Annotated in this window: 21 protein-coding genes and 1 pseudogene; 3 read left to right on the forward strand and 19 right to left on the reverse strand. The window is 65.9% G+C overall.

The window, feature by feature from the left end; all coding sequences use genetic code 11:
- The 4 genes from ACEYYA_RS10795 to ACEYYA_RS10810 are packed head-to-tail and all read right to left on the reverse strand — an operon-like array spanning position 1 to position 4294.
- Positions 1-1509, reverse strand: coding sequence for a phage portal protein (locus ACEYYA_RS10795; RefSeq protein WP_374800482.1), 1509 nt, complete (start codon positions 1507-1509; stop codon positions 1-3).
- 14 nt (positions 1510-1523) lie between these two features.
- Positions 1524-1733: a phage head-tail joining protein gene (locus ACEYYA_RS10800; protein ID WP_071167294.1), complete on the reverse strand. Its 210-nt coding sequence runs from the start codon at positions 1731-1733 to the stop codon at positions 1524-1526.
- A 1-nt stretch (position 1734) separates the two neighbouring features.
- Positions 1735-3750, reverse strand: coding sequence for a phage terminase large subunit family protein (locus ACEYYA_RS10805; protein ID WP_374800484.1), 2016 nt, complete (start codon positions 3748-3750; stop codon positions 1735-1737).
- Positions 3698-4294, reverse strand: a complete 597-nt coding sequence (locus tag ACEYYA_RS10810; protein WP_374800486.1) for a hypothetical protein — start codon at positions 4292-4294, stop codon at positions 3698-3700. The genes ACEYYA_RS10805 and ACEYYA_RS10810 overlap by 53 nt, the downstream gene beginning before the upstream one ends.
- Before the next feature lie 111 nt (positions 4295-4405).
- Between ACEYYA_RS10810 and ACEYYA_RS10815 the strand changes: the two genes are divergently transcribed.
- Together ACEYYA_RS10815 and ACEYYA_RS10820 are read left to right on the forward strand one after the other, a co-directional pair.
- Positions 4406-4666: a hypothetical protein gene (locus ACEYYA_RS10815; protein ID WP_374800488.1), complete on the forward strand. Its 261-nt coding sequence runs from the start codon at positions 4406-4408 to the stop codon at positions 4664-4666.
- A gap of 90 nt (positions 4667-4756) precedes the next feature.
- Entirely contained in the window at positions 4757-5329 is a 573-nt protein-coding gene (locus ACEYYA_RS10820) for a DUF3489 domain-containing protein (protein ID WP_374800490.1), read from the forward strand.
- Positions 5330-5377: 48 nt separating this feature from the next.
- On the opposite strand, the gene ACEYYA_RS10825 is transcribed toward ACEYYA_RS10820, so the two are convergent.
- The 5 genes and pseudogenes from ACEYYA_RS10825 to ACEYYA_RS10845 form a co-directional block, all read right to left on the reverse strand.
- Positions 5378-5575, reverse strand: coding sequence for a hypothetical protein (locus ACEYYA_RS10825; protein WP_013654497.1), 198 nt, complete (start codon positions 5573-5575; stop codon positions 5378-5380).
- Between the two features lie 44 nt (positions 5576-5619).
- A complete protein-coding gene (locus ACEYYA_RS10830; protein WP_013654496.1) occupies positions 5620-5835 on the reverse strand; it encodes a DUF7220 family protein in 216 nt (71 codons plus the stop codon).
- Positions 5832-6191, reverse strand: a complete 360-nt coding sequence (locus tag ACEYYA_RS10835) for a hypothetical protein (protein WP_374800691.1) — start codon at positions 6189-6191, stop codon at positions 5832-5834. The genes ACEYYA_RS10830 and ACEYYA_RS10835 overlap by 4 nt, the downstream gene beginning before the upstream one ends.
- Before the next feature lie 244 nt (positions 6192-6435).
- A pseudogene (locus ACEYYA_RS10840) lies at positions 6436-6942 on the reverse strand (DNA cytosine methyltransferase); the annotation flags it as partial.
- A 1-nt stretch (position 6943) separates the two neighbouring features.
- Complete coding sequence (locus tag ACEYYA_RS10845; RefSeq protein ID WP_013654494.1) at positions 6944-8308, reverse strand: site-specific DNA-methyltransferase; 1365 nt, start codon at positions 8306-8308, stop codon at positions 6944-6946.
- A gap of 671 nt (positions 8309-8979) precedes the next feature.
- On the opposite strand from ACEYYA_RS10845, the gene ACEYYA_RS10850 reads away from it, so the two are divergent.
- Positions 8980-10527 (forward strand): reverse transcriptase domain-containing protein, encoded by a 1548-nt coding sequence (locus ACEYYA_RS10850; RefSeq protein WP_374800493.1) that lies wholly within the window; start codon positions 8980-8982, stop codon positions 10525-10527.
- A gap of 27 nt (positions 10528-10554) precedes the next feature.
- Here the strand turns inward: ACEYYA_RS10850 and ACEYYA_RS10855 are convergent, their stop codons facing one another.
- The 10 genes from ACEYYA_RS10855 to ACEYYA_RS10900 form a co-directional block, all read right to left on the reverse strand.
- Positions 10555-10992, reverse strand: a complete 438-nt coding sequence (locus ACEYYA_RS10855) for a DUF6362 family protein (RefSeq protein WP_374800495.1) — start codon at positions 10990-10992, stop codon at positions 10555-10557.
- 189 nt (positions 10993-11181) lie between these two features.
- Positions 11182-11703: a crossover junction endodeoxyribonuclease RuvC gene (locus ACEYYA_RS10860; protein WP_374800497.1), complete on the reverse strand. Its 522-nt coding sequence runs from the start codon at positions 11701-11703 to the stop codon at positions 11182-11184.
- A 435-nt stretch (positions 11704-12138) separates the two neighbouring features.
- On the reverse strand, positions 12139-14694 hold the full coding sequence (locus ACEYYA_RS10865) for a VapE domain-containing protein (RefSeq protein WP_374800499.1): 2556 nt from the start codon (positions 14692-14694) through the stop codon (positions 12139-12141).
- A 9-nt stretch (positions 14695-14703) separates the two neighbouring features.
- Positions 14704-16023 (reverse strand): ATP-dependent DNA helicase, encoded by a 1320-nt coding sequence (locus tag ACEYYA_RS10870; protein WP_374800501.1) that lies wholly within the window; start codon positions 16021-16023, stop codon positions 14704-14706.
- A complete protein-coding gene (locus ACEYYA_RS10875) occupies positions 16020-16769 on the reverse strand; it encodes a hypothetical protein (protein WP_374800503.1) in 750 nt (249 codons plus the stop codon). Before ACEYYA_RS10875 ends, ACEYYA_RS10870 begins: the two co-directional genes overlap by 4 nt.
- On the reverse strand, positions 16766-17659 hold the full coding sequence (locus tag ACEYYA_RS10880; protein WP_374800505.1) for a hypothetical protein: 894 nt from the start codon (positions 17657-17659) through the stop codon (positions 16766-16768). Before ACEYYA_RS10880 ends, ACEYYA_RS10875 begins: the two co-directional genes overlap by 4 nt.
- Complete coding sequence (locus ACEYYA_RS10885) at positions 17656-17865, reverse strand: hypothetical protein (RefSeq protein ID WP_334150206.1); 210 nt, start codon at positions 17863-17865, stop codon at positions 17656-17658. Before ACEYYA_RS10885 ends, ACEYYA_RS10880 begins: the two co-directional genes overlap by 4 nt.
- Before the next feature lie 10 nt (positions 17866-17875).
- Positions 17876-18103, reverse strand: coding sequence for a DUF6511 domain-containing protein (locus ACEYYA_RS10890; RefSeq protein WP_097031834.1), 228 nt, complete (start codon positions 18101-18103; stop codon positions 17876-17878).
- 140 nt (positions 18104-18243) lie between these two features.
- On the reverse strand, positions 18244-18474 hold the full coding sequence (locus tag ACEYYA_RS10895) for a hypothetical protein (protein WP_155045841.1): 231 nt from the start codon (positions 18472-18474) through the stop codon (positions 18244-18246).
- A gap of 82 nt (positions 18475-18556) precedes the next feature.
- Positions 18557-19306 carry a hypothetical protein gene (locus ACEYYA_RS10900; protein WP_374800508.1) on the reverse strand — a complete coding sequence of 250 codons (750 nt, stop codon included), beginning with the start codon at positions 19304-19306 and terminating at the stop codon, positions 18557-18559.
- Positions 19307-19315: the final 9 nt, after the last annotated feature.

Consider the following 19315-nt stretch of genomic DNA (forward strand, 5'->3'; position numbering starts at 1 on the left):
CTATTCCTTCTCTGTTTCGGATGCGGGGGCGGCCGGGTCACTGGTCGGCCCTGCGGTCGGGTCGCCCGCCTGGGCGCTGCCGGTCTTGGTGACGCGGCGCGGATCGCTGTCGAGCACGAGACCGAGGCCATCGAGCTTGGCGTTGGTCGCGGCGATTTCTGCCAGCACCGCGTCCGGGTTGTGGCCCTGCCGCGCGATGGCCTGCGCCAGCGTCATCGTGCCGGTCCGGATCGCCAGCAGGTCGGCCATTGCGTCCTTGTAGGGATCGACGGCATCGAACTTCGGCGGTGACCATTCCACCGGGACATCCGGCGTCGGAATCTGGCCCGCCGCCCATGCGGCTTCGGTGAACCAGCGCCAGACTGGCGCGCAGAGCATCGGGATGAAGAGCTGCCACTGGACGGCATCGATCATGCGGCGGAACTCGACGAGCCCCGCCCGGATCGAGGAATAGTTGACCTGGGACAGGTCGCCGGTCAGCAGCTCGTAGGGCACGCGGAACCCAGCCGAGATCGTGTGCAGGCTGGCGCGTTTGTATTCGCCATAGCCGCCGGTGGCGGCGGGTTGGTTGAACCGGATGTCCTTGCCGCCGCGGGCATAGGCGATCAGCCCCGGCTCGAACTGCTCGACCCGGTTCCCGTCGGCATCGATCACGGAGGGTGCGATGCCCTGCTGCGCCTCGTCGTCGCCGAAGACGATGGCGGTGACGCAGGCCTCGGTCTTCTTGCGGACCAGTTCGGCCACCTCGTAATCGTCGAGATCGCGCAAGCTGCGGATCACCGGCGCGCCCCAGGGAACGCCGCGCGCCTGCGTGCGCTGCTTCTCGTAAACATGGGCGATCTCGGTCGCCGGGACAGGGCGCGATCCGAGCCCGCCTTGCAGCGCGCCCCATGCATCGCCCGGATGCGCGGCATGAAGCCAATAGGCCCGACGCTTGCCGACCGGATCGAACTCGATCCCCTGCACGAGGCGGCCCGCGCCGAGTGCGCCGGACTTGGTGGCGTCTAGGAAGTCGGCCTCCAGTACCTGCAATTGCAGCGGCACCGGCAGGCCGTCGCTGGCGCGCCGCAGGCGACGGCGCACCAGCACCTCGCCCGCTTCGACCATCTCGCGGCAGATCAGCGTCTGCAGACCGTAGAAGTCCAGCTGGCCGTCCGCGTCGCAGTCCGCTGTCCAGCGGGTGAACAGGGCGTCGGCCTTCCCGTCCAGCTTGTCGTCTCCGCTCGCGGCGCGCGGCATGATCCCCGCGCCGATGATGTTGTTCACCAGCACCGCCACGGCCTTGGCCGCATGCGGGTTGTTGCGCACCAGATCGCGCATCCGGTCGCGCAGGAGCGCCCCGGCCACGCCGATCTCGGTGTCGGCCGAGGATCCCGGCGCGCGCCAGCCGTCCGTCCGCCGCCCTTTCGACGCACCATCATAGCCGCGCGCCAGGGTCTCGAAGGCCTGCCGTGCCAGCACGCGGCGGGCCGCCAAGCGCGGGGCGACGGAGGCGATGGCATGGTCCATCCAGGTCGCGGGCATCAGCGATCCCCACGGCTGAAGCCCGCCAACCCGGCCACAGGCAGCGGCCGTGTGGTCCCAGCGATGGCGCGTTCGATGGTCCGGATGCGGCCCAGCAGATCCTCTGCCGAGCCATAGTCGACGGATTTTCCATCATAGCTGACCCGGGTCGTGCCGCTGGCATAGGCGCGGCGGAGTGCTGCGAGTTCGGTTTCCGTCCAGTCGGTCATGTCAGAACCATCCTCCGCGTCGGCCAAGCCAGTCCGACTGCCGTTTTCCCTGGGGTACGGCTTGCGGCTGGTTGACCCGCCCCGCGCCATCGATTTCCGTTGGCGCCGCCCCGAGCTGATCCTCGAGGTCGCGCCATTTTTCGTCAGGCCAGCGGTCCGCACCCGCGATCCAGGCCGCCGCGCGGGCATAGACCCGGCAATCCAGCGCCTCGTTCCTCTCGCGTAGCTTCTGCCATTCGAGTTTTGCGAAGCCGCGCTTGGTGCGGACCGTCACCAGTTGTTCGGCCACGACCTGCTTCAGCCATTCGCTTTCCACCCATGTCGGCAGATGGATCGTGCCGGGCGGGAAAGCCGAGCCCTCGGCGCGTTCCTCGGTGGTTGGCCTCTCCAGCCGTAGGAAGCGATATGTCTCGGCCTTGAAGGTCGAGACCGACACGGTCCAGAGGCGCGCCCCGCGCCGAAGGCGTTTGCCGCCCTCGGTTGCGTCGACGAAGGTCGGTCCCGAGACCGGGCTCGAGCGGTTGAACCCCTCGACGCCCTTCACCGGCGACACCTGCGCGAAGCCTTGCGCCCGTGACCAGGAGTAGACGGCGGGGGCCTCGTAGCCGGTGTCGATGGCAAGCCGCGCGATCCTGAGATGCGCGCCGCGTTCATGCGGCCAGCTTCTGTCCAGCATCGCCGTCAGTTCCGACCACGCGTCGTGCCGGTCGGGTCCGCCCTCGATCACCACGTGATCGACGAGCCAGCTCTCCAGCCCGCGACCCCAGGCCCAGACATCGACCTCGATCCGGTCCTTTTGCACGTCCGCCCCGGCGGTCAGGAACAACCCGCCCGCTGGCACCGTGCCCGGCTTCCACGCCTCGCGCCGGTCGTAAAGCCGCTGCCAGTCCGGCGCTTCGCCGCTTTCGACCCATGTCTCGCCGAGGATGGTGTTGCGGAACGCCTTGATCGCCTCGTCCGACCCTTGGGCCGCCTCCCAGCCACGGGCAATGCGGGACCAGCTGAGCCAGCCCACCGGCGAATAGAACGCTGAGAGGTGATATCCGACCGTGGTCGGGTCAGCGGCGACGGCCGTCGCCCGCCACTCACCGCCCTCCAGCATCGCCGTCTTGTGGTGTTCCGCGATGGGCTGCTCGCAGCCCTCGCAGTGATATTCCGCCGTCTCCGGGCGGCCCTTCTGCCAGCGCAGCCGGTCGAACTTCAGCCACTGCATCGCGCCGCAATGCGGGCACGGAACGAAGAACCGCCGCTGGTCGCTGGCCTCATATTCCCGTTCGATGCGCGACAGCCCCCGGATCGTGGGCGTCGAGACCAGCAGCACCTTGCGCCGGTGCGCGAAGGTCAGCGACCGCGCCTCGGCCAGCGTCACAGGGTCGCCTTCCTCATCGGCCGAGGCGGGATAGGCATCGACCTCGTCGAGGAAGATGTACCGCGCCGGGGTCGAGCGCAGTCCGACCGCCGAGTTAGCCCCGGTCATGATCAGGATGCCGCCCGCGAATTCCTTGGACAGCATCGTGTTGCCCGCGTCGCGGGATCGGGCGGGTTTGACCCGCTCGCGCAGCTCGGGGCTCTCGTCGATCAGCGGGTCGATCCGCTGGCGCGAGTTGCGCTTGGCCAGTTCCACCGTCGGCTGGACCGCGAGCATCGGGCCCGGCGCCTGGTGGATCGCGAACCCGATCCAGTTGTTGCCCGCCTCGGTCGCGCCGACCTGCGCGGCCTTCATGAACACGATCCGCTGCGTGGGATCGCCGGGCGACAGCCGGTCCATGATCTCGCGCATGTAGGGCGTGCGCACCGTGCGATACCGCCCCGGTTCGGCCGAGGCGCGCCCCGAGAGCATCCGGTGCCGGTCCGCCCATTCCGAGACGGTCAGGTCCGGGTCGGGCCGGAGCCCGCTGCCCCAGGCGCGCAGGATCTCGCCCGCGCCGTCGAAGTCCGTCAGGCCGCCAGGATCATCGCCGCTCTCACCGGAAATCGGGCCGGACCTCGGCGAGTTCGTCGAGGTGGGCGCGTACATGTTTCTCCAAGACCTTCTGCATCGCGGCTGGCTCCATGGCGATCTGCTGGCCTGTCGCGTCGCTTGATGCCGCCGAGAGCTCGGCCGCCATCAGCGCCGCCGCGCGCGCGGGCCAGTTCACCCACGCGTCCCGTTCCTCCCGCGCCAGCCGGAACACCAGCGCCAGCGCGCGGGCCCGCTCGATCAACTCCCCCTTCAGCTTCTGCAGGCGGATGCGCCGCTCCTGCGCCTTCAGCACCTCGTTCGCCGTCTTCGCCTGCAGGAAGGTCGTGCCACCGCCGACGGCGGGCACGGCCAGCCCCTGTTCGCGCAGCGTGTCGCCGACGGCGGCCACTGCTGCCTCGGGGACGGGCTTCAGCTTCGGCGCCGGCGGTTTCCGGGTCTTGGACGGGTCCGTCGTCTCGGCGCGCCGGGTGTCGCTGGCGGCCGCGTTGATGCTGCCATCGGGATAGAGGACCAGCCGCTCGGCCGTCTTCGCCTTCTGGATCGCGCCCCGCGACAGCCCGACATGCGCAGCGTACTGGCGCTCGCTCATGCCCTGCATCGACGGCTCCGATTATCATTCAGATTCATGTGCTTATCGATTTGATAAGCGTCGCCACCGGAGCGAACGTCACTCCAACGAAGCGATGCAACTCACCACGGAGCCACCACAATGACCCGCCGCGCGACTGACAGTGAGACCGCTCCCGCCACCGGTTCGAGGGAGCGGTCGAACAAAGCCCTCGACGCCTTCATCGCCGCCAAGGCCGAGATCGACGCGATGCTGGAACGGCTCGCCGCCCTCAGCGCGGAACATTTCGAGACCAGCCCCGACGAGATCAACTGGGGCCATGTCGGCACACTGAACCACTACCGCGCCAAGCTGCGCGAGATCACCGACATGGCCTTCAGGGAAGGCGAACACGCCGAGTGAGACGACCCGCTCCCGGTCCCGCCCGCCGACTGGCGGGCTCGACCTCGTAGAAGGGCTCGCATCCTGCGCGCCCCGATACGGGAGACGACGATGACCAAGCTTTCCGACACCCAAGCCCTGATCCTGAGCGCCGCGGCCCAGCGGCCCGAGCACATCGCTCTGCCGCTGCCCGAGAGCCTGCGCGGCGGCGCAGCCGCCAAGGTGGTCGGCGCGATGCTCGCCAAGGGCTTCCTGCAGGAAGTCGACGCAGACATGCGCAAGGGCGAGCCCATCTGGCGCGAGACCGGCGACGGCCACGGCGTCACGCTGGTCGCCACCGACGCAGGCCTCGCCGCCATCGGGATCGAGACCGAGGACGCGAACCCCGCGCCTGCGGGCGCGACGGACGCGCCGACCGACGAGCCCGCGCCGGACACCCCCACCGAACCGAAGGCCGCACCCAAGACGCGCACGCCGCGCGAGGGCACCAAGCAGGCCACCCTGATCGCCATGCTGCGTGCGCCGGACGGCGCGACCATCGAGGAGATCAGCGCCGCGACAGGCTGGCAGTCACACACCGTGCGGGGCGCGATGGCCGGGGCCCTTAAGAAGAAGCTCGGGCTCGAGGTGACATCCGAGAAAGTCGAGGGGCGCGGACGGGTCTACAGGCTTCCGGCAGCCTGACTCCGTGAGACGATTGCTACGCCGCCGCCCCGACCGGGCGGCGGTTTCTCATTGCCACGAAAGCAGATCTCGGGCGGCGGCCTGCAGGATATCCTGTGCCATGCGCGGCTCGCAGGTGTAGATGCCGCCCGGTTCAGGTTCGCCGACATGTTCCGCAAACCAGTCCCGTCCCTCGTCCGAAATCGGACGCAGGATAACGATGGTCCCGTGATCGTTGATCTCGATATGTTGCCAGCCTTCGGACATGCGCCAAGGCTACCAGCGGGATGGCCGATCTGCCAGCGGCCGCATCAGACCCGCCGCAGCCGCTCGAACAGCCGCCGCAGGACGTAGGACCGTGCGATGCTCACCACGGTGAACACCGCGCCCATCTTGAGGTTCTGCGCCAGCGTCGTGTGCAGCCCGAAGACCGGGAAGATCAGGATCTGCGTGATGACAGCGATGCCGTAACCGACGATCACATTGGCGACCGCTTCGACCAGCGACATGAGGCGCGACTGTTTCATGTCGGTGCCTCATCCTTCGGCCAACAGTTCAGCTGCCAGAGTTCTGAGCGCATGCGCCGCAACCAGGGGGACCACACCGTTGCCACAGAGGCGAAGCCGGTCCACCCGATGGGCCAGCCCATCAGCGCCTCGACGAACAGCGGGTTCAAGGTCTGGCGCGGCTCGGAGGTATCGCGCCCAGCCATCGGCGTCACCAGGACCTGGCGGCCAAGCAGGCCGTTCACCGGCGTGTTGGCAAGGCTCGTCGCCCCGTCCTTGTGATCGCGCGCCGTCGGCGTCATCCACAGCCCCGCCGAATGCGTCAGGTCGGCCGAGCGACGGTTGCCGGCGCTCGGCTTGCAGCCGTCGTTCGCCATGGGCGTCGGCCAGAGCGCCGCCGTCGTTGCCAGGTTCATCCCATGCTGCCCCGCTTCCTGCGACGGCGTGGGTTTCGTCTGCCGGTTCTCGTTGGCGCTGGCTCTCGGCGTCGGCCATAGCCGCAGCAGTTCCGTCCGGTTCCCGCCACTCGACCGGGTGCCAGAGCAGGCGCGCGGGGTCGGCCAGCTCGTCCCCCACTCGGACGGCGAGGATGAACAGCCGCTCGCGCTTGTGGGGCGCGCCGACTTCCGCCGCAGTGAAGAGGCCTGCCGCAAGCTTGTAGCCCATGCCGACCAGTCCGCTGGCGACTTCGGGGAAGCCGAGGCGGAGATGATGGGCGACGTTCTCGAGGAAGACGAAGGGCGGCTCGACCTCGCCGATGATGCGGGCGACATGGGGCCAGAGGTGGCGCGGGTCGTCGGCACCCCGGCGCTTGCCCGCGACGGAGAACGGCTGGCACGGATAGCCCGCAGTGACGATGTCCACCGCGCCGCGCCACGGGCGGCCATCGAAGGTTCCAACGTCGTCCCAGACAACAGCCTGATCCAGGGACGCGTCTTCCATCCGCGCCACGAGAGTGGCTGCGGCAAAGGTTTCCCGTTCGACATGGCCCACAGCACGATATCCGGGGATGGCGATGGCGAGCCCGAGGTCGAGACCGCCCGCGCCGGAGCAGAGCGAGAGGCCGAAGAGGCATGCGTCTCCGGCTCCGGAAGCGACTCCGGAGGAAGGTAAAGCCAGGTCATGCATGTCACGCGGCGGTCTGGCGCTTTCGCGCGGGTTCGGGGGCGGCGTCCGGGTTCGGCGTATCCGTGTCGTCGCGCAGCCGCTCGGTTCTCACCTGCCCAAAGGTCCGACCGTCACCGTCGAGGATCGCGTCGCGGCCGGTCTCGGCCTGCCAGCGCTCGACGGCGACATCGACATAGGCCGGGCTGATTTCCATTGCGAAGACGCGACGGCCATTGGCCTCGCCCGCCATGATCTGCGAGCCTGAGCCTGAGAACGGCTCGTAGCAGAGGCCGCCTCGGGCAACGTGCTGGCGCATCGGGATCCCGAAGGCGTCGAGCGGCTTCGGCGTCGGATGGTCGGGCCGGTCGTCTTTTGCGAAGCTGGGCAGCGCCCATGTCGATGGCAGCGTTTCCTCGGCCACCTTCGGCGGGCGGTTCGGGCGGCGCCAGCCCATGAAGCAAGGCTCGTGCTTCCAGAGGTAATGCGACCGTGTCAGAACCCCGCGGTCCTTCACCCAGATGATCTGTTGATGGACGAAGGCACCCGCCTTTTCCCAGCAAGCCTCCAGCATCGCCTGGCGGCGCGAGGCGTGCCAGCAGTACCAGGCGGCGTCCTCGGCGATGGCCTCGGCCACGGCCGCCGCGATGAAACCGTCGTAGAGTTCCGCGCCCTGCGAACTGTCGTCCCACGTGGTGCCGTAGGACGCAGACCAGTCCTTGTTCCGGGTCGGATGGTTCGAGCCGTCGTAGTCGACAAGGTATGGCGGGTCGGTGGCGAACAGGATCGCCCGCTCGCCATTCATCAGGCGGCGCACGTCGGACGCGCTGGTGCTGTCGCCGCAGAGCAGCCGGTGGTCGCCAAGGATCCAGAGATCCCCGGTTCGTGATGCTGGATTGCGCGGTGGCTCGGGGATGGTCACCGGCGGCACGGAGCCCCCGGCGCCACCTTCTTCCCCGTCCCCCTCCGGCGCGAAGGTCAGAAGCTTGTCCAACTCGCCGTCGGAGAAGCCAACAAGCGACAGGTCGAAATCCTCGGCCAGCAGGTCGTTCAGTTCCGCAGACAGAAGCGCCTCGTCCCAGGTGCCAAGCTCCGTCAGCTTGTTGTCTGCGATACGGTACGCCCGGCGCTGCGCCTCGGTCAGATGGCCCAGAACTATCACCGGCGCCTCAAGCAGCCCCAGCTGCGTCGCGGCCAGCACCCGGCCATGACCCGCGATCAGTTCGCCATCCTCTGCCACGAGGCAGGGCACCGTCCAGCCGAACTCCGCCATGCTAGCGGCGATCTTCGCGACCTGGTCCGCGCCATGCGCCTTCGCATTGCGGGCGTAGGGCTGGAGTTTCGCCAGCGGCCACATCGCGATCCGATCCGGGGCAAAGCTCAGCGTCATCGGCGGGTCATTCCTCGGATCAAGGTGGATACCCCAGGCTTTCGGACTCCGGGGTCCAGACTGGACTCCAAGCGGGGTCCAGCGGCCACCAGGGGTGTCCAGAATCAAGGGTTTGAATTTGCAGTGTTTCAGGCGGGTCTAGTCGGCGCTGGCTTCCGGGTGGCTTCCCAAAAATCCGGCCCTGTCGCTAGCGATGTGCCGCGCTTCGCCCGCCAGCATAGGAAAACGGCCAGGAAGGAACCAATATATCAAAGGCTTGGCAGTTCGGACCCCGACTGGTCCCCTCGCTGGACCCCGGAAGCCAGCGACGCGGCCAGTGCCTGCGCGCTCTTCTCCCGAGCATACTGAATCTGTAGCGTCCTGGACGCGATCTGTCTTGGGGTCTGGTGTCTCGGAGAAAAGTGTCTCGCCAAGACAGATGATCTTGACAGAATTCAATAAGTCGCGGTCACGCAACGAACTTGACATTGACCGGCCAGCTCGGAGCGAATACTCATTTTACCACTGGCGTAGTAGCCGAGGCGGCGGGGGCAAAGTACCGGGCGACCAGGTTGCCGATGACGTGCGAGTCTTCTGTCCTAGACAAAGGAGATGAGCGCGACGACGAGGTGGATCATCTTGTCGGACTCCCTGACTCTCCGCCCTCGCCGCCGACCTAGTCAGGAATATTCATGCAGAACGCGATTAAAGTTGAAATCAAAAGGCTTGCAAAACGCGCATTTGAGAAGAAAGAGAGATCGGAAAAATTAGAGGAGCAGTATCAGGAGCGTTTCACGAAACGCACGGGACTTGCCGCTGGGCCATCCTCACGAAAGCCTGCGGCTCCAATCTCAAGGCACTTTGATCCCAAGTACTGCTCTCGGAATGCGAATTTCCTCGCCAAGACGATCTGGCATAAAGTCTTGACCGGAGCATATGAGCCGGTTCCGGCAGTGTGCTACAAAATTCCGAAACCTGATGGCACGTCACGAGAAGTCATGGGTTTCGCTATCCCGGACGCTGCCCTCGCCAATGTTGTGCTACGTCGTGCGCGAGGTCGCAACCTGAAGCGGCTCTCCCCCGCTTCGTACGCCTATCATCCGGACAAGAATGTATTCGATGCCATCCTGGCGCTGAGTGAGTACGACCATCGTGGAAAACTGTTTGCCGTTCAGATCGATTTCGAGAAATATTTCGATAATATTCCTTCCGGCTATTTAAGAGGGAAAATCGAAGACTCGGGACAGGTGAGCCTAACTCCGCATGAGAAGCATATTTTTGATCGCTTCATGCATCATCAGTTCGCAGAGTATAGTCAGTATGGCTCTGGTAAATTTAAGAGGAGGTACAAGGGAACACCTCAAGGTTCGTCGGTATCGTTGCTGCTCGCAAATCTCGCCAACCATGACCTTGACGTTGAACTGACCGCTTCAGCGGGTCGTTTTGTTCGCTTTGCAGACGACGTAGTGGCCTTGTGCTCAGATTATTCGCAGGCGCAATTGATCGAGAAATGCTTCTTTGATCACTGCAGAACCAGTGGATTAAAGGTGAATTCTGAAAAATCCCCCGGCGTTGCCATTATTTCACCTCGCGCGCAGGAGCTTAGAACATTTGCTCACTTTGATTATCTTGGGTACCGCTTTTCTCCAGGCGGACTCACAGTTCCCGACAAAACAGTCAGCAGAATAAAGAGTCGTGTTTCGCGCCTTTCCAATATATACTTGGTTCATTATATTTCGACTGGCTTCAACAAGAGCAGATGCAGTGTGGTCGCGCCAGTATATGATTGGGACCTTCTTGGCTTGATCTATGAGATGCGTCGCTCTCTTTATGGTGGCTTGTCAGAATTGGAGCTAAACGCATTCATTCATGACGGCAAGAGGCTACCCAAGATGAAGGGATTGATGGGGTTCTACTGCCTGCTGGAGGATCCTACGCCCCTGAAGGAGCTGGATGGCTGGATACTGAACATTGTTCGGCGCGCCATGCGTGCTCGAAATGAAATATTGCACTCGAAGTATGGTGTGAATTGTCCGTTGCCGTCTAACAAGCAGCTTGCGACCGGAGAATGGCTGGACCCAGCCGCTTGGAAAGGCGATCCGAAACCAGAGGCGAGAGTTCCCAGCTTGGTTCGAGGTTGGCGTGCCGCACGAAAGCACTTCTACACCTTCGGTCTCGAGAAGGTCGAAGCGCCGAAGTATGGCTTCTACACGGACCTTGACGACATCTTCGACTACTGAGCGCGAGGCGGGTTCCTGCAACCTCAATTATCGCTCTGCAAGGTGCTTGGCTCGGGTCGCCACGAACTCCATCGACCGCTTCGACGGCACGTGTCTGCCGTTCAGTCGCCAGACGATGACCGCGATGCCATATTGCCAGCGCCGGTTGGCGGTGGCGCGGCTGATGCCCAGTTCCCAGCAGATTGGCTTCCATGGCTTGCGGTTCGCCCGGAGCCAGACAAGGCGCGCGTCGGCCGGGTCCAGCCAGCGCAACCATAGCAGAGCGTCGTCGGCTTGGGTGATGTCTCGCGGGCCGGGCTTCGGCCGTCGCATCCGAGGTTCCTGACCGACCTGATCGGCGAAGGTGTGAAAATACTCAGGCCAGGCGTTGAAGTAGCCCTGAGGCTTCACATCGGGCAGTGACCGGAAGACATCGGCCGCGCTCTCAAGGCGCGCTTCGACCATGGCGGGTGTCCAATCACCCATTGGCCACCTCCCTTGGCTCGACACGCGGGCCGTAGAGTTTTTCACCCAGCTGGCGGACCAGTTCCTGCTCCGGCCAGGTGAGACGCGGGTCGTCGATGGACACGGCCAATAGCCCATGGTCATGCCAGCCGTCCTGCTTGACGCGATCTGGATCACGGCGGGTGCCACCATAGCCGCGGGGATACCACCTCACGCGACACCCCCGTTCGTTTCGATCGCCCAATGCAGGATGGCGATGGCATCCGCCTCGTTGTCATCGGCGGGACTGAACCCGCGCGCCCGCGCGGCCGCGATCATCGCCTGCTTGTCGGCGTTGCCCTTGCCGGTGGCATGGCGCTTGATGGTGCCAACCGGAACGCCCTCATAAGGGATGCCGCGGAGTTCAGCCCATGCCGTGAGCGTGGCCATCAGCCCGCCATAGACATGGGCAGCGTCCGTTCCGACATGGCGGCGGACTTCCTCAAACCAGATCGCAGCGATGGGGCCTGATAGCCGGTCGACCTCGGTCAGCCAGTTGGTGAAGCGAAGATACCGCATACCGCCGCCGTCGAACCGCCCGGGGCGAAAGGACGTCGTGCCAGAGGTGATCAGACCGTCATGGCCACGCAAGGCCCAACCTGTCGTTGTCCCGAGGTCGAGGGCAAGGATGCAGGACGTGGAAAGGCGCCCCTGTTCGAGGTGCAGATCCGCAGTCTGGATGGTCGGCGTCATGTTGAAGGCTCACCTGAAACGTGGGCCTTCGGCTTTGGTCATGGGCAGAGAATCATGACACGCGCACCCATTCAAGAAAAATGCGCCAGACGACGCTTCTGTCCCACCTGGTCTTGGGGTGTCCCACTTGCGGATCAAAGTGGGACGCCAGATTTTCCTTTTAAAACAAGGCGTGTCCCACCTGTCCCACTTGTCCCACCTCTTTCCCTACGTCGCATGAGGAAGAATGAGGTCGGGGGGGACACATGCGCTCTTTATGGGAAAGAGAGAAGTTGGCGACCCAAGTGGGACAGGTGGGACAGGATTGATTTCAAATGGTTTTTTCTGTCCCACCTTGCGCTTGAAGTGGGACACGCCGCGAAGTGGGACAGCGGCCAAACGAAAAGGGGCACCCGGATGGATGCCCCTTCGGTGCCTGACACTGCCATCGCGATGTCAGCCGCGCTGCGATCTGCGGTAGCGCCATTCGCGGGTCGCGCCTGCGCCGCTGCGGTATCGCTCCCAATCCCGCGACTTCAGCCAGGCCCCCACGCGCATTTGGTCGCCCTTGGTCCATTTCGCGGGCTCGATGCCGAGCGCGCCTTCGAGGATTTCGCCCACCGACACATCGCGGATCGGCTCGGGACGTTCGAACTCTTCATCCTGCCAATCATCCCAGCCCGCGTGACCGCGATTGACGCTGCGGGTGTCGTGGGTCAGCCAGCGGTCGATACGGGCGTCCCAGGCATCGGCCTGATAGCGCGCCTCCTGCGCGGCGGCGGCTTCGGCAAGCAGCGCCGGATCGTCAAGCCACCAGATCGCGCCTTCGCGGAAGCGATGGACGGCTTCGGCCCAGATCTGGTCACGGTCGCGGGCCAGCGCCGCGATGTCGATGGTGCCGCAGCGTAGCGGCCAGAATCGGCGATTGCCGGTTTCATCGCGCAGATAGGTGTCGGGGTTCACAGTGCCTGCGAAGACGCATTGGCGCGGCACCTCGACGGTATAGCGGCCATAGGGCGGCCGGAAGCGGTCGGTGGTGCGGGTCAGGAAGGCTTTGATGCGCGAGACCTCGGCGCGACCGATAGCGTCGAGTTCGGCAATTTCCACGATCCAGACGCCCTGCATGTGGATGGCAGCATCCTTGGACCCAAGCTCGGGCAACTCGTCGGTGAACCAATCCTCACCCGCCAGCACCTTGATGGCTGTCGACTTGCGCGCGCCCTGCGGCCCTTCGAGGATCAGCATGTGGTCGGCCTTCACGCCGGGTCGGTAGATCCGGGCCACAGCCGAGATCAGCCAGAGCGCGCCGATGGTGTGATGGAAGGATGTCGGCGCTGCACCGAGATAGGTGCTGGTCCAGGTCTCGATACGGGGCGTGCCGTCCCATTTCAGGGTGCCGAGCCAGTCGCGAACCGGATGGATGCGCAGGTCGCGGGCCACCGCGCCGACACCACGGCCGACAACCATCGGGGCGACGTTCAGCCCGCGCAATTGCAACCACTCGGCGGTGCGCACATCGTCGGCATCGTCCCAGGGGCGCGGAAATCGGATGGCCGGATCATCCCAGGGCAGCGGCTGACGAACCACGATGGATTGGGCGAATTCGTCGAAGGCCAGGAGCCCGGCAAAGACCGGATCCGAGGACAGGGCGATGATCACATTGGCCTCGTTGCGCTCGGGCGTGCCGGACAAGTCCTGACAGAGCCGTCCGAACCAGGCGGGACGCGCGATCCTGCCCTGTGGATCGCCCGTCGCATGCACGCGGCGGCGCAGTTCCGTCAATTGCTTGTCGAGGATGGACATGGAGATGCCGGTCGCGGTCTTGATCCGGGCGAGGATCTGGCGTTCGGGCAGCGGATCGAGCCGGGCAAGCGCAAGGCGGCCGAGAAGGCTGGAGAGCGCGGCGAGTTCGGGCGGGTTGGTCAGCGCCTCGGCGGCGGCAATCAGAACGTCCGGATCGCCAGGCGTCGGAGCTGCCACTGTCGTCATGGCCTCAATACCGACCGGCTCGTCTGCCGAAATCTCCCGGCGATAGTCCGCCGCACGCGCTCCGCGCATCAGATCGTCGTTGAAATCATCACCATGCAGCGGGACCACGATTTCGTTCGGAATGTCGGCCCGGTTCAGCCGATCCGACAGGGTCGCAGCGGCCTGACGACCTGCGTCGCCAGCATCGGCGTAGATCGTGATCCGCGTCGTGCCCGTCGGCCACTGAAACCGCGTGAGCCCGTCGGCAGAGAGTGCCGCCCAGACAGCGGTGCCGAACAGGGCATGTGCTGCCAATGCTGTCTCGATGCCTTCAGCGATGCCAAGGTGGCCGTCCTCAGGCATGGCGAACAGGCGCACGGCCGCATCCGCTACCGATCCCAGCATCTTCTTTCCGGCCGGGCCCTTGGCGCTGCCGTCGTCGAGCAGGAAGGTCCGGTGGATGCCCGGCGCGCGGGTGCCGTCTGCCAAGCGTGGCAATGCGATCAGCCCCGGCCAACCGCGTCGCGTGTCGAAATCCGGCAGGTCGGGGTGGAACAGCAGATCCGAGCACCCCGGATCGGCAAGGCCGCGCTCACGCAGGTAGGCTTCGCCCACGGTTCCGACGAGCGGCTGCGCGCCGTCGACCAGTCGCGCAATCTCGCCGGCATGATCGGGCCTCGGGCGCGGCGCGTTTCGGGGCGCGGGATGATCCATCCCGGCAATCCGCGCCGCTTCGTCGAAAAGCGCGCCGTCGCTCAGCCCGGTCGCCTGCGCGATCAGGTCGATGGGCCCGGCGCTTTCGCCGGTGGCATAATCGAACCCCCAGCCGGCATATGGCCCGTCAAGATGGATGGTGCACGACCCTTCCTTGCGCGGCGGGCGGCCGGACAGGTCGGCACAGCGCAAGGAACGACGGTCGCGCGCGATCCTTGCCTCCGGAAAGATGCCGGGGAGCCAGTCGCCTGCGGTCGCGGCAAGCCGATCCTTCACGGCGGCCAGATCGTGGCGTGCCTTCGGCGTGGCGACATCGTTCAGATCGATCATCACGCCCCCTCAGGCCAGAAGGACGAGCCCGCGCTCGGCGCGGGTGATGGCGGTATAGAGCCAGCGGCGGCGGTCGATCTCGCTGCGTCCCAGCCCGTCGTCCCAGACGATCACATTCTCCCACTGCGACCCTTGCGCCTTGTGGGCGGTGATCGCCCAGCCGTAGGTCGCCTCGGTCAGCTTGCGCTTTTCCCGCCAGTCGCGGTCATGGCGCTTGGCGTCGTAGGCCACATGATCCTCGAAATGCCCCTTGTAGATGCGCAGCCGCCCGGGGCGGCCGTCGCTGTCGAAGGGGGAGACCCGGCGCCCGTCCTCGTCATGCACCACGGCCGAGAAATAGAGGCTGCCCTCGTCGACGATATCCTCGAGTGTCAGGAACATGCCGTTGATCAACCCGAGCGAATTGTCGTTCTTGAGGCAGATGATTTTTTCCGCCGCGCCAGTGGGCAGATACGTCCCGCCAAGGCCAGCCGCCGCTCGCATCGCATTGTTGATCTGCAGCCGTGTCGCGTTCAGCCCGCAGATCAGCTGCCCGCCGCGTAGCGCCTGTTCCGGCGAGATGTCGCCCTTGCGCATCTTGGCGACATGGGTGTCGTAGGTGCCAAAACCGATGGGCTCGCCCATCCGCGCCATGGTGGCCAAACGGATGATCGCGCTCTCAGTTGCCTGGCGGTGGATCTCGGTCAGCATCACGTCGGGCGTATCGCGGGTGAAGGCTCCTTCGCCCTTGATGGGCGGCAACTGGCCCGGATCGCCCAGAACGAGGATCGGTTTGCCAAAACTCATCAGATCGCGCGCCATCTCCTCGCCCACCATCGACACCTCGTCGAGGACGATCAGCCTTGCATCCGCCGCATCGCTCTGCGGGTTCAGGGCGAAACGGGGATGCTTCATCGCCGAGAGCGCCTGCCGCATGGCCTCGATCGCAGCCTCGGCCGTGGTGCGGTCAAATCCGGTCAGCCGCCGCGCGGCAGTCTCGGCCTCTCGGACTTTCTGCGCTGCGGCCTCGATTTCCGCTTCCGTGGCCTCGATCACGGAATAGATCAGGCTGTGGATGGTGCGGGCGGGCGTGCCCTTGCGGGTCAGCACCAGCGCCGCCTTGCCGGTGAAGGTGGCAGTGACCACACCCGGCACGCAGGTGCCGTCCTTCGCGCCGCGGTGGGGCGACAAGCCAAGCTCATCGAGCGCGAACTTCAGCACCGTGCTCTTGCCCGATCCGGCATAGCCAAAGAGCCGGAACACCTGTTGCTGCTCGGTGCGGTTCTCGAACCAGTCGCGGACCTCGGCGATGGCAGCGGCCTGCGCCGCCGATGGAGTAAATTCCGTCATGTCTTCCGCGCCTCTACCGCATAATCCTTGACCACCCCGCCGCGCGCGGGATCGCCCACTTCACATTGGCGCACGAAGATGCGTCGGCCGTCTGGCAACTGGCGCCAATGCCCCCGGCGCAGATGCCAGCGCGGGCTGGTATGACTGCCACCGAGCGGTTCGGATGCGGCGCGAAGCCCGGCCGGATCGATGGCGACCTGATGCCACGTCCAGCCGCGCACCCCATCTCGCGCGAAGGGTTTGCGCTTGACCGGGGCGATCTGGCGTTCGCTGATGCTCGATGCCGATGCGAGGATCGCGAGCCCGCGCCAGACGATGGCGGCAGCCGCCTGACCGCTTTGTTCCGCCAGCACTGCATCGCGGAGCGCCGGGTTGGTGGCGAATTCTGCGACACCGCCGTCGGCGATCCGGACGTGGGCATGAATGTCGGTCCAGCGTCTGGGGTTACGCCACAGGGCGAACCAGACCGCCTCGATGCCATCGTCGCGCTGTCGGGCGTAGACGACCTGGCTGCGGATGGTCCGACTGCGGTCGGCCAACTCAAATATCGTCTCGGGGTGCGGCAACCGTTGCGGACCGGCCGCCAAGCGGCGGGCCAGCGCATCGACGTCGTCGGAATCGAACTGCGCCTGATCGGCGAAACGCCAGACCGGTGCGAATTCGAACCCTTCGAGCAGGTCCGGCAGCCAGAAGCGCGCGCGATGGGCGCGGACGATGCGTTTGAGATCATAGGCGTCGGGGATCATCGGCTGGGCTCCGCTCGTTCGCGGCTGAAGCGCTCCCCGTTCGGCGGGGAAACGCGCCACTGGCGCCTTTCCGTCTCCGCCTCACCGTTTCCGGGACGCCGCTCACCCCAGCAGCGCTCCGCCCATGCGCAGGGCGCGTGCCACTTGCCAGCCGTCATGCCACCCCGGCAGACGACGGCCGTGGGTTCGGTCGCCGCCCGGGGCAACCATTCGCCCGCCTCGGACGCCTGCACGACCGTGACCGCGCGATCTGACATCTCCTGCGCCAGGCGGGCATCGAAGGGCACCAATTCCGTGTGCAATTCCATCGTGTCGCGGTTCAGCGCGGTGAAGATCGCGGGGGTGGGCAGGTCCATATAGGCCTGATAGAGCGCGATCTGGGCGGCGTAGACGGGGCGCGCGATGCTGACGCCGCGCTTGACCACATCCTTCCAGCTCGACGCGCCGAGCGCCTTGTTCTCCCAGAGCGCGGGATAATCCATCGCCACGGGGCCGGAGACAAAGCAGCCGTCGATATGCCCCTTGAACCGGCCCGCCATGGCCGCGAAGCCGAACTGGCGGCCATCGGGGCGTTCGGTGCGCAGGTCGAACCCTGCGATCCGGAACCAGCCTGCGACAATGTCCTCGGCCCGGTGTCCAGCCTCGAATATCCTCAGGATGCGCGGTTCGAACTCCTGGCCCGCATCTTTGGGGATCGCGAGAAAGTCGTACTGGATCTGGCGCAAGCAGTCGCGCCCGAGCCCCGACGAACTGACATAGGTGCGGGGGCGCTCGGCGCGGTTGCGCGCCGTCAGGGCGGTGTCGATGGCGGATGAGACGGCAGTGGCGATCGGCGGACGCGGCGCATCCTGGCCATAGAGGCAACCAGAGCCATGGTTCAGGTCGATCATTGGTCGCGCTCCCAGAACCCGCCCGCCTGCGCGATGCAGGTCAGCTTGTGATGCTGGGCCTCGGTCAGCCGGGCGCGCGCGCCGAATGTCTCCAACTTCTGGCGCAGGCTCTCGCAGAACTCGACCTCGAAATCGGTGATGGCGTTCGCCGTCGCGGCAGCAAGAAGGTCAGTCCAGGGGGCGGTCTCATCGTTCAGATCGATCATGGCGGCCCCCTCAGAACGGAATCGGATCGTCATGGGCGGTGCCGGTCCGCTCCTTGCGCGCGCCCTGCGCCAGCATGCTGTCGACATAGCCGGTGACAGCCGCCTCGATCAGCCGGTCGATATCGGCGGCGGTGCGATGGAAGAAGGGCTCCATGAGCCCGAGGTCGGTCAACGCTTCGGCAAAGAGCGCCCGCGCGTCGCGGATCGCCTGTGCCTCGCGGGCGGTCTTGTCGATCATGCCATTCATCCTTTGGGCGATTGCACTGCCCACGTCCTGACAGCGGAGCGAGCAGAAGCGGTGATAGGGATAGCGGTCGTGCTTGAGGCGGTGGACGTAGCCGAAGCCACGAGCCTCCCGCGCGCAGACGGCGCAAAGCGCTACCCCAGTAGGAAATTCGCGATCGGGTCCTCGGGCGGCCAACCCGCCCGCTGAAGCTTCTCGGTCTGCATCACGATCCAGCGCGAGATGGCGTTCACCGCCATGGCCTCGAGGTCGCCGAGGGTAAGGCTTGCGATGGGTTGGTGCAGTCTTCCTCGGGCCTCGAGCCATGTTCCGATCTCCAGCGCGGCGGCGCGCGTTACTTGCGCCTGCCATTCGTCCGGGGTCATGGGCCGGCCTCCCGGCCCAGCCCCTTCGGCCTCGGCGATGGGTGACCCAGCGGAACCACCCGACCGGCGTTTCCGCCGCGCCTCAGCCATTGAGCCAGGCGGGCATGGCGGGGGTGCCCGGCGCGGCGGGTGCCGGGGCCTGCGGCGCGGGCGGCGCTGCGGGTGCGGTCTGCGCGCCCCAGGCCGGAGCGGTAGTTGCAGGTGGCTGCGGTGCCGCGCCCCATGCCGGTGTCGGCGCTTGCCAGCCCGGCGCCGCGCCGCTCGCGGCCTTGCGCGGCGGGGCGTTGACGGGTTCCGGCGGGACGGTTTCACCGCGCATGACGGTGGCATGCTGCGGCTCGTCGGGCAGAACGACGTTGGCGATGCGGTTCTGGTCGCGGTATTGCGGGTTGGACGCGGGCTCCACCATGATGCGGGCTGCGAAGACGATGCCGTCGAGATGCTTGAGGCCGGGCAGCACCCGCTTGGCCTTGGTCGCCGGGGTTTCGTCGCGCGGATCGAGCCCGAGGGCGCTGTCCACCATGGCGCGAAACGTGGATTTCGAGATCTTCCAGCCGATGGACTGGCCTTTCTCGTCGACCTTGCCGCCGGCCACGGTGAAGCTCTGCCAGAACTTGCGCCGGGCATGGGGGCCATCGACCACGGTGAATTCGCAATCGAGCATCTTCGCGTCGCTCGACTGAGAGGCTTTCAGCACCCCCGCATCCATCGGCGTGGCGCCGTTCACCCCACCGGGGCGAATGGTCAGGCGAACCTTGGCAAAGGTGCCGTCCGGGATCAGTTCGCCAATGGGGGCCATCTGCGGCTGGGCGTCGTTCAGATCGTAGCTCATGGTCAGTTC

It is taken from the genome of Paracoccus zhouxuedongae (assembly GCF_041927815.1).
Classification (GTDB): domain Bacteria; phylum Pseudomonadota; class Alphaproteobacteria; order Rhodobacterales; family Rhodobacteraceae; genus Paracoccus.